This window comes from Longimicrobiaceae bacterium (genome assembly GCA_035936415.1).
Lineage (GTDB): Bacteria > Gemmatimonadota > Gemmatimonadetes > Longimicrobiales > Longimicrobiaceae > JAFAYN01.
This window is the reverse complement of record DASYWD010000478.1, coordinates 1-9,500: the sequence shown is the minus strand read 5'-3', so window position 1 is coordinate 9,500 and position 9,500 is coordinate 1. Positions and strand designations below refer to the sequence as shown.

The window sequence follows — 9,500 nt, the reverse complement described above, 5'->3', positions numbered from 1 at the left end:
GCCTCCTCCTGCGCGCCGTCGGACGCGGTCCGCACGGCGGCGACCAGCGCGTCCGTGACCCGGCTCATCGCCGAGGTCACCACCACGGGCGCCAGGCCGCGCCGCGCGGCGACGATCTCCGCCACGCGGGCGAAGGCGGCGGCGTCCTCCACCGAGGTGCCGCCGAACTTGAGGACGGTCGGGGTGGCCTCCATGCTCAGATCACCTCGCCGCCGGCGGGCGGTGGGGAGAAGAGCGGCGTGCTCAGGTAGCGGGCGCCGGTGTCGGGCGCGATGGTCACCACCCGCCCCCCCGGCCCCACCTCGCGCGCCACCTGCAGCGCGGCCCACACCATCGCCCCCGAGCTCATCCCCACGAACAGCCCCTCCTCCCGGGCCAGCCGCCGCGCCACCGGGAAGGCGTCCTCCTCCCATGCCTTGGTCATTGCGTCGATCACGGTGCGGTCCAGGTTGGGGGGGATGAACCCCGGCCCCATCCCCTGGAACTGGTGCTGCCCCCGCTCCTCGCCGTGCAGGACGGCGGAGCGCCCCGGCTCCACCGCGTGGACGTGCACCGACGGGTCGTGCTCCTTGAGCCAGCGCCCGACGCCGGAGATGGTGCCGCCCGTGCCGGTGCCGTACACGAAGGCGTCGATGCGCCCCTTCATCCCGCTCCAGATCTCCGGGCCGGTGGTCTCGTAGTGGATGCGCGGGTTGGCCGGGTGGGCGAACTGGTTGGGGAGGAAGGCGCCCGTGGTGTCGCGGATCCGCTCCGCCTCCTCGATGGCGGCCAGCATCCGCCGCTCCGGGTCGGTGAGGACCAGCTCCGCCCCGTACGCGCGCAGCGTCGCCTTGCGCTCCTCGCTCATCTGCGCGGGGAGGCAGAGGACCAGCCGGTAGCCGCGCGCCGAGGCCACCTGCGCCAGCCCGATCCCGGTGTTCCCGGAGGTGGGCTCCACGATGGTGCCCCCGGGCTCCAGCAGACCGCGCCGCTCCCCGTCCAGGATCATGGCCAGGGCGGTGCGGTCCTTGATGGAGCCGCCGGGGTTCATCCCCTCCACCTTCACCCACACCTCCGCCATCCCCGGCTCCACCACCCGCTCCAGCCGGACGAGCGGGGTCCGGCCGATGAAGGCGTCGATCATCCCGCGGCCGCGGCGGCGCCCTCCAGCTCCAGCTCCCAGCCGAGCCGGGTGTCCGGCGCGAGGGAGTGGACCACGGAGCAGTACCTGTCGAACGACAGCTGGATCGCGCGCTCCACGTGCGCCCGCTCCGTGTCGGCGGCCACGGAGTAGACCAGCGTCACGTCGGTGAGGCGCCGCGGGGGCTCCGGGGCGCGCGAGAACTCCGCGCGCACGCGGAGCGAGGCCGGCGGCGTGCGGCGCTTGTTCAGCACCTCCACGACGTCGATGGCGGAGCAGGCGGCGATGGACACCACCAGGGCATCGACGGGGCTGGGGGCGGCCTCGCGGGCGCCGTCCACCAGGAGCGTCGGCCCGCCCCGCGGCCCGCCGCGGTAGCGCATCCCCCCCTCCCACACCACCTCCACCGGGTACGGCGAAGCGACTCCCTCCGGCATGTCGGTCCTCCCGTTCGTGAAAAGCGAATCGCCCCGCGCGGGCGGGGCGATCACGGCGTGCGGCGCGGGATCGCTCCGTGTCAGTACGGGCGGCGCGGTCCGGCGCCCGGCGTCCGGCCGGTGTCGTCGGGATACTGCGGATCGCGCGGCTTGGTGCGGCTCGTCGCCGACAGGATCCCGATCCCGATCAGCACCACCACGCCGATGCCGATCCACACCCCCGGCACGTTGAGCATGTACGCGCCGGCGGCCAGCCCGATCACGACTATGATAAACCCGAGCAGGTACGTCTGAAAGGACGACATGTTCCCTCCGCGGAAGAGTCCGTCCGGTGCCTCCTGGCCCGGCAGACGCCGTTCCGATGCAGAAGGAGTGCCGCTGGAGCGCGCCTCGTCAGAACGGGACCCATCGGCTCACCTTGAGGAGCAGCACGTTCGTGGAAGGGGCCTTCCACAGCCCGGCCGCTCCCTCCCGCAGGTCGAACGTCCCGTCCGTGAGGGACTCCCGCCGCCCCTGGCTCCAGACCAGGAAGAGGGTGCTCCCCGGCCCGTATTCCCAGCGCAGCACCGCGTTGGAGCGGAGCTGGCGGACGTTGAAGTCGGGGTTGCGGAACTCCGTGTCGGTCCTTCCGTCGCCGTCGAGGTCCACCCGGTAGCGGTCGGCCTCGGACCTGAAGAGGTCGCCGGGCTCGAACCGCCGGAAGCGGTCCCCGGTCTCCGCGGCCCTGGGGCTTGTCACTTCCGCGAAGCGGTCGTAGGTGCCTGCGTTCAGGAACGGCTCCGCGTAGAGCTGGAAGGAAAGCCCGGGCGAGAAGGTGTAGTTCAATCGCGCCTTCAGCGACAGCTCCGCCTGCCGGAGACGGCCGAAGAAGTAGTGCCGTTCCCCGTCCACCTCCCGCTGCCCCACGTACTGCCACGGGTCGCGGTTCCACTCCATGGAGGGCCCCACCGAGAGCTCCAGGGCCGCGGTCCTGAGCTCCACGCTGGGGCTGACGTCGAGGAATCGGTCACCCTCGGCGTCCCCCAGCTTGGCGTTGACGAGGAGCCGTCCGCTCACGCGTTTGCGGCGGTCGGTGCGGAGGCTCACGACCGGGCGCCAGTATCCCGGGATCTGCAGCGCGGGCCCGCCGCGAAGCGCGCTCGTGGAGAGCGCGGGATACCTCCGCATGAGCTGCGCGAACCCGCTCCACCGGTTGGCGAGTTCGAAGTTGCTGAAGAGGGTGGTGACGGTGCCGACCCGCTCCCCGCCGGAGGTCCAGTCCGAGCCCTGGCTGAGGCGGAGGTCCCAGCGCCGGAAGCGCGGCCCGGGGCGGTGCCGCCGGTATTCCACCGCCAGCCTCTGAAAGATCCGGTCGGCCACGGGCTGGTACCCCAGGTCGTTGGCCTCGAATCCCGGGGAGAGCAGGCTCCCCTCCGCCTCCCACCGCCAGCTCCCCCCGATCCGGGCCACCTGGAGCGAGGCCGCCGCGCCGCCGAGGACGGTGGCGTCGGGGTGGTAGTCGAGGTGCCACGCGTCGGGCCGCTGAAGGTAGCGGGCGGAATTCCGCTGCAGGCGCTGGATGGCCGGGACGCCCCCTCGGACCTGGCTCGCTGCCGCGTAGCCCCGCACCTCGTAGTCTCCCCCACCGAAGCGGTGCCGGGCATCCATGCCGCCCACGAAGGCGGCGTCGGGAAGGAAGGCGAGCGCGTCGTCCTCGATGGAGCGGTGCGTAGCGGTGAAGATCGCGCCCACCGAGCTTCCCCCGCCCCGGAAATCCCGGGTGGCACGGAGCACCCCGTAGTTGGTCCACGGCTCCACGGCGGCCTCCCGCACCTGCCTGTCGGAGGCGACGTAACGCCCGGTCACGGGCGCGGTCAGCGCGTCCAGGAAGCCGAGGGACCAACCTCCGGAGGTCTTCCCGGAGAGCTTCACCGCACCCAGTATGGTGCTCGCCTCGGGCACTTCCCGGAACCGGGCGCTCCCGGGGACGCCGCCCTGGGGGCGCCGTCCGATCCGGCGCGGATAGAAGAGATCCTCGCCCCCGGAAAGCCCGAACTCGAAGATGTCCGTCCCCTCCAGGAAGAAGGGGCGCCTCTCTTCGAAGCGGGTCTCGAAGGCGGTCAGGTTGACCTCCGCGGGATCGGCCTCCACCTGGCCGAAGTCGGGGTTCAGGGTGGCGGTGAGCGAAAAGTCGGAGCTGAGGCCGTAGCTCAGGTCGAGCCCCAGGGAGCCGCCGGGTTCGTTCGGCCGGTGGAACGGGTCCGCATCCTCGCCGGGGGCGCGGGTGAGCCGGCCGACGGCATAGGGGAGGAGCTCCAGCCTGCGGGGTGCGGAGACGCCGCCCAGCCCCGCGAGCACCCCGAAGCTGGACACGTACCCCGGCGAGCTCGGCAGCCACGGCGACCAGAAGCTCCTCTCCCCCCGCCGCGCGAGGTATCGCCCGAAGTTCACCCCCCACGACGTCTGCCCGGGGCTGAAGCGGAGCTGCGAGAGCGGGATCCTGAACTCCGCCGTCCAGCCCGCGGAGTCGACCCGGGTCGCCACGCTCCACACCGCGTCCCAAGTCGGGTCCTCCCTCGCGTCGTCGTAGACGAAGAGGTCCTTCCGCACCTCCCTGGGATTCACCGCGAAGACGTACGCCGTGCGGTTGTCGTCGCGGCTGTCCAGCATCACGTATGCCCAGTCGGAGTGCTCTATGCTCGCGTCCCGGCGGGCGAGGGGCCTGGCGATGGAGTCCGCCCGTGTGTCATGCAGGCGCATCGCGACGTAGATCGCCTCCGCGTCGTATACGACCCGGACCTCCGTCTCCTCCGCCGCCGGAGCGGCGGGGCTGGGTTCCCGCTGTACGAAGCCCGTGGCGATGGGCGCCGACGCCCACGCCGGGTCGTCGAGGTGGCCGTCGATGCGCGGCGGTGCCTTCTCTACTCGAAGGGCGGCGACCTGCCGGAGTGAGTCGGCCGCCCAGCCAGGTCGGGAGCTCTCCTGGGCGTTCAGAGCCTGCGCGAGACTCCAGAGGAGGGTGATCATCGAAACGGGGACGAGGGATCGCATGGTTCAGCAGCCTGTTCGGGTGACAGTGACTGCCCACCACGATATCCTGCCTGCCGGATCCCTGCGCGACCGGTGTAACGGATCCGTTCGGGGCCGCCACGAACCGTCCGGATGTCGCAATCGGATGACGATCTGCCGCACACCGCCGGCGTGTGCGCCGTCGAGACCGGCTGATGCGCCCGTCACGGCAGTTCATGCCGCGGCGCGACCGTCCTGTGACGTGGAGGTTGCCCATGCCGGGGGTGGGAGGTTTACATGTGAGGTCAAAACCCTCAGCCCGGTCGAACAACGGCATGCACGCTGTCTCTGCCCCGCCCCCCTCGTCCGCCCCGCAGCCACCGGATCGCCACGAGCTGCGGATCGGGGCGCTCTGGAAACCGATCCTCGGCTTCTGGGCGCTCTACTGGGCGGCGTACGCCGCCATCCAGACGGTCGCGTGGGGGCTGGACCCCGGGAGCTACTACACTCTCCCCACCGCGGCACGCCTCCTGGAGGAGTTCTGCGAGGCTGCGCTCTGGGCCCTGCTCACCCCCCTGATCTTCTGGTTGAGTGGCCGCTTCCCGATCGGGCGTGGGAGCTGGCACAGGAACGGCCCGCTGCACGTGGGCGCCGCGCTCCTGATCACCGGAGTGTACGAATACCTCACGTTCCACGTACACAACCTCCTCGCGCATCCTCCGGCGGAGCGGCACCCCTCCAACCTGGCCGCAATGGCGGCACACGTGCTCGACGTGCAGTACCGTCTCCAGCTGTTCTTCTATCTCGCCATCCTCACTGCCGGGTGGGCGCTGCATACCTACCGCGATCTCCAGCGCCAGCAGCTCGCTGCGGCGCGCCTGCAGGCGCAGCTCTCGGAAGCCCGCCTCCAGGCCCTCCGCATGCAGCTCCACCCGCACTTCCTCTTCAACACCCTGAACACCATCTCCAACCTCACGCAGCGGGACCCGCGTGATGCGCGACGGGTGATCGCCCGCCTGGGCGAGCTGCTGCGTCGCGCGCTCGAATCGACGGAGCAGGAAATCCCGCTGGGCGAGGAGCTGCGGTTCGCGCAGGGCTACCTGGACATCGTGCGGGCCCGCTTCGGCGAGCGGCTCCGGATCGAACTGCAAGTGGCGCCCTCGCTGGAGGACGCGCTGGTTCCGACCCTGATCCTGCAGCCGGTGCTGGAGAACGCGGTGGAGCACGGGGTCGCGGCTTCGCTGGCGGACGGATGGATCGGCGTGGAGGTGGAGCGCGAGGGCGAGGTGCTGCGCCTGCGGGTGAGCGACAATGGTCCCGGCTTCCGGGGCCGGGAGGTCGTGGAAGGCGTGGGGATCCGGAACACGCGGGCGCGCCTGGAGCAGCTCTACGGGCAAGCGGGCCGGCTGACCCTGCGCGACACCGATGGGGGAGGGGCCACGGTGGAGCTCGTGCTGCCGTATCGCGTCTCCACGCACGCCCGGCCGGAGCCCGCGCCCGAGCCCCTCGCTGTGGGCGGAGGCGAGTGAGTCCGCTCCGTGTCGTCGTGGTGGACGACGAGCCGCCGGCCCGGCAACGCCTGGAGGACCTCCTCTCCGGCCACGAGGACGTGCAGCTGGCGGGCTCCTTCGGGGATCCGCACCGGGCCGTCCAGACGCTCCTGACGGAGCCGGTGGACCTGGTCTTCCTGGACGTGCAGATGCCCGGGTTGACCGGCCTGGACGTGGTCCGCCTGGTAGGCCCCGAGCGGATGCCCGCCACGGTCTTCGTGACCGCGTACGACCGCTACGCGCTGCAGGCGTTCGACCTGGCCGCGCTCGACTACCTGCTGAAGCCGTTCGACGACGAGCGCTTCGAGCAGGCGCTCGCCCGCGCCCGTGAGCGTCTGCGCCTGCGCGAGGTGGACGACCTCACCCGCAGGCTTCGCGCTCTCCTGGACCCGAGCGGCCCGACACTCCCCGCCGCCCCGATGGAGAGGGAGATCCGGCACCTGGAGCGGATCGCGGTGGAGGTGAAGGGACAGCGCCTCCTGATCCCCGCGGAGCAGATCGACTACATCGCGGCCGACGGACCCTATGCAGAGATCCACACCAGCGGCAAGACCTACCTGCTGCGCGAGCGGATGCACGTGCTGGAGCGGGATCTGGACCCGCGGCACTTCGTCCGCATCCACCGCTCCACGATCGTGAACGTGGAGCGCATCGCTGCGCTGGAGCCGCTCTTCCGCGGCGACCACGTGGTTCGCCTGCGCGACGGGACCCGGCTCAAGCTCAGTCGCGAGCGGCGCGAGGAGCTGGCGCGGCGCCTCGGCATCCCCATCTGACCCGCTGCCGCTCAGAGCCCGTCGGCGTGGCGCCCGACCAGCGCCTCCAGCCACCCGTGGAGACGGTCGTTGCTGGCGAGCACGCGCCCCGTCTCCACCGGGCCGCCCGCGTCTCCCGGCCACCCGCCCACCCTCCCCCCCGCCTCCTCCACCAGCAGCGCCCCCGCGGCGACGTCCCACGGCCCGAGCCCCACCTCGAAGAACCCCTCCAGCCGCCCGGCGGCCACGTACGCCAGGTCCAGCGCCGCGCTCCCCGCGCGCCGCACGTCCTGCGCCTCGCCCAGGACGTCGACGAGCAGCCGGAAGAAGGGCTCCAGCTTCCCCTTCCCCTGCTTGAACGGGAACCCCGTCGCCAGCATGGCCCGCGCCGGCCGGTCCGTGGTGCTGACGCGGATGGGCGCGTCGTTCAGGAACGCCCCGCCGCCGCGCGCCGCATGGAACACCTCGCCCAGGAGCGGCGCGTGGATGACGCCCGCCGCCGGCCCCTCGTCGTCCGCGAAGGCGATGCTGACGCAGGTGAAGGGGTGCCCGTGCACGAAGTTGTTGGTCCCGTCGATGGGGTCCACGATCCACCTCCGCCCCCCGTGCAGCGCCTCCGCGGCCGTCTCCTCCGCGACGATCCCGTCGTCCGGGAAGTGCGCCCGGATGCGGGCGATCACCGCGCGCTCGGCCGCCTCGTCCACCGCGGTGACCAGGTCCGTGCGCTCCTTCTCCCGGACGTCGGCCACCCCCTCGCGGGCCACGATGAGCGCGGCGGCCTCCGCGGCGGCCCGGCGGGCGACGAGGAGCTCTGCGGCGAAGGGAAGATGAGACATGGACGACGAGTGCGTGAGTGCGAAGTGCGAAGTGCGGAGGTCAGGCAGGGGCTACTCCTCCGGTACCGCGGCCTCGGCCGGCTTCGGGCGGCCGCTGCGGAACAGCACCAGCGTGCTCCCCACGATCAGCAGGGCGCCGGCTACGCTCCACGCGTCCGGGAACTCGCCGAAGAAGAGCGCGCCCCAGGCGGCGGCGAAGACGATCTGCAGGTAGCCCACCGCGGTGGCGCGGCCGGCGCGCTCCATCTGCAGGCCGCGCGTCATGTACACCTGGGCGATCTGCGTCGCCGCGCCCACGCCCAGCAGCACCAGCCACTCCAGCGGCGTGGGCCAGCGCGGGCCTGAACCCAGCACCAGCAGGGGGATGGTGACCGGGATGGTGAGCAGCGGGAGGTAGAAGACGATGGTCAGCGGGTGCTCGTCGCGCAGCGTCCGGATGGTGGTGTACGCGCCCGCGCTGCACACCGCCCCCGCCACCGCGATCCCGACGTAGAGCGGGTTCAGCCGCGCCTGGCCGCCGAAGAGCGCGGCGGGGTGCGTCACCAGCACCACGCCGACCAGGCTGAGGAGCACGCAGGCGACCTCGCGCCGCCCCATCCGCTCCCCCAGCACCAGGCCGGCCAGCACCGCGGTGAACACCGGGTTCATGTACTGGATCACCGTGGCCTCGGCGATGGGGATGTGCACCAGCGAGAAGTAGAAGCAGCTCAGCGCCACCGCGCCGACCAGGCCGCGGAGCGCCAGCCGCCCCTTCGCCTTCCCCCAGAGCGGCGCCCCGGCGCGCCGCACCATCGCCCAGCTCAGCACCAGCGTCACCACGGCGCGCGCGAGCACGATCTGCTCGCTGGGGAGGCGGGTCCCCGCCACCTTCACCAGCAGGCTCATCACCGAGAACCAGAACGCCCCCACCGCCATGTACCGCAGACCCGCGGTGGAGGTGGGGACGGGGGAGATCGTCTCCGGCGCGCCGCCGGCAATCGCCGGGGCGGGCCTCATGGAATCCTGCATTCGCCACCTGTACGGACGCGCCCTCCACGCGCCGCGGCGGCGGGCGGGAGGACGCGCATCGACCGAAGGAGCCGCCGGAGCCCCGGCGCGCCCCAAAGATCGGAGGGGGTGCGCTCCCGCTGCACCCCCCGCGCCGAATGGGCCACGGCGCGCGGGGCGCGCGAGCGCGCTCCCGCTCCGGGCGTTCGGGCGGTTTGCCGCTGGCGGGATGCCCGACTAGCTTCCCGGCATGAACCGCCTCGCCGTCCTGTTCCGGCTCTGCATCGCGCTCCTCCTCCTCGCGGCCCTCCCGGCACCCGGGGCGGCCCACACCCGGCTGGAGTCCTCCTCGCCCGCCGCGGACGCGGTCCTGCGCACCCCGCCCACCGAGCTCCGCCTCCGCTTCACGCAGGGGGTGGAGCCGCGGCTCACCGCCGCGACGCTCGTTTCCGAATCCGGCGACACGGTGCAGGCGGGGGCCGCCGTCCCGGAGCCGGGCACGGGGAACCGCGCCCTCACGCTCCCGCTCCCCGCGGGGCTGGGGCCGGGGCGGTACCTGGTGGAATGGCGGACCGCCGGGGCGGACGGTCACGTGATCCGCGGCGCCTTCTCTTTCGCGGTGGAGGGGCTGGCGCTCCCGGCGGACACGGCGGCGCCCCCCGCGCCTCCGCCTCCCCCGCCGGCCGGCGGCCACGCCGGGGAGATGGAGGCGGACGGCGTCTTCTCCGCCGCCTCGCCTCTGGCGGTGCTGGCGCGCTGGCTCGCCTTCCTGGGCCTCCTGGGGCTGGTGGGCTCCGTCGCCTTCCGCCTCGCCGTGATCCCCGCGGCCG

General features: G+C 72.7%; 10 protein-coding genes. 3 read left to right on the top strand and 7 right to left on the bottom strand.

Annotated features, from left to right (window positions below; translation table 11 throughout):
• From VGR37_19415 to VGR37_19395, 5 genes are all read right to left on the bottom strand, one after another.
• A partial coding sequence (locus VGR37_19415) for a hypothetical protein (protein HEV2149579.1) occupies positions 1 to 194 on the bottom strand: 194 nt, incomplete at its 3' end.
• A gap of 2 nt (positions 195 to 196) precedes the next feature.
• Positions 197 to 1,123: a cysteine synthase A gene (gene cysK / locus VGR37_19410; protein ID HEV2149578.1), complete on the bottom strand. Its 927-nt coding sequence runs from the start codon at positions 1,121 to 1,123 to the stop codon at positions 197 to 199.
• Positions 1,120 to 1,557, bottom strand: a complete 438-nt coding sequence (locus VGR37_19405; protein ID HEV2149577.1) for an OsmC family protein — start codon at positions 1,555 to 1,557, stop codon at positions 1,120 to 1,122. The genes cysK and VGR37_19405 overlap by 4 nt, the downstream gene beginning before the upstream one ends.
• 80 nt (positions 1,558 to 1,637) lie before the next feature.
• The gene (locus tag VGR37_19400) at positions 1,638 to 1,862 is read right to left on the bottom strand and encodes a hypothetical protein (protein HEV2149576.1); all 225 of its coding nucleotides are present in this window, start codon (positions 1,860 to 1,862) and stop codon (positions 1,638 to 1,640) included.
• Positions 1,863 to 1,950: 88 nt separating this feature from the next.
• Complete coding sequence (locus tag VGR37_19395; GenBank protein HEV2149575.1) at positions 1,951 to 4,587, bottom strand: DUF5916 domain-containing protein; 2,637 nt, start codon at positions 4,585 to 4,587, stop codon at positions 1,951 to 1,953.
• Between the two features lie 293 nt (positions 4,588 to 4,880).
• On the opposite strand from VGR37_19395, the gene VGR37_19390 reads away from it, so the two are divergent.
• Both VGR37_19390 and VGR37_19385 read left to right on the top strand, forming a co-directional pair.
• Complete coding sequence (locus VGR37_19390) at positions 4,881 to 6,074, top strand: sensor histidine kinase (protein HEV2149574.1); 1,194 nt, start codon at positions 4,881 to 4,883, stop codon at positions 6,072 to 6,074.
• Positions 6,071 to 6,868, top strand: coding sequence for a LytTR family DNA-binding domain-containing protein (locus VGR37_19385; GenBank protein HEV2149573.1), 798 nt, complete (start codon positions 6,071 to 6,073; stop codon positions 6,866 to 6,868). Before VGR37_19390 ends, VGR37_19385 begins: the two co-directional genes overlap by 4 nt.
• 11 nt (positions 6,869 to 6,879) lie before the next feature.
• Here the strand turns inward: VGR37_19385 and VGR37_19380 are convergent, their stop codons facing one another.
• Positions 6,880 to 7,683: an inositol monophosphatase family protein gene (locus VGR37_19380; GenBank protein HEV2149572.1), complete on the bottom strand. Its 804-nt coding sequence runs from the start codon at positions 7,681 to 7,683 to the stop codon at positions 6,880 to 6,882.
• A 51-nt stretch (positions 7,684 to 7,734) separates the two neighbouring features.
• Positions 7,735 to 8,679 carry a DMT family transporter gene (locus VGR37_19375; protein HEV2149571.1) on the bottom strand — a complete coding sequence of 315 codons (945 nt, stop codon included), beginning with the start codon at positions 8,677 to 8,679 and terminating at the stop codon, positions 7,735 to 7,737.
• Between the two features lie 241 nt (positions 8,680 to 8,920).
• Here VGR37_19375 and VGR37_19370 point away from each other — a divergent pair.
• The coding region (locus VGR37_19370) for a copper resistance CopC family protein (GenBank protein HEV2149570.1) at positions 8,921 to 9,500 on the top strand (580 nt) is incomplete at its 3' end.

Bases quoted from the DNA above. Each gene is read 5' to 3' on its own strand.
- cysK (HEV2149578.1), bottom strand. From the start codon at position 1,123: ATGATCGACGCCTTCATCGGCCGGACCCCGCTCGTCCGGCTGGAGCGG.
- VGR37_19405 (HEV2149577.1), bottom strand. From the start codon at position 1,557: ATGCCGGAGGGAGTCGCTTCGCCGTACCCGGTGGAGGTGGTGTGGGAG.
- VGR37_19400 (HEV2149576.1), bottom strand. From the start codon at position 1,862: ATGTCGTCCTTTCAGACGTACCTGCTCGGGTTTATCATAGTCGTGATC.
- VGR37_19395 (HEV2149575.1), bottom strand. From the start codon at position 4,587: ATGCGATCCCTCGTCCCCGTTTCGATGATCACCCTCCTCTGGAGTCTC.
- VGR37_19390 (HEV2149574.1), top strand. From the start codon at position 4,881: ATGCACGCTGTCTCTGCCCCGCCCCCCTCGTCCGCCCCGCAGCCACCG.
- VGR37_19380 (HEV2149572.1), bottom strand. From the start codon at position 7,683: ATGTCTCATCTTCCCTTCGCCGCAGAGCTCCTCGTCGCCCGCCGGGCC.
- VGR37_19375 (HEV2149571.1), bottom strand. From the start codon at position 8,679: ATGAGGCCCGCCCCGGCGATTGCCGGCGGCGCGCCGGAGACGATCTCC.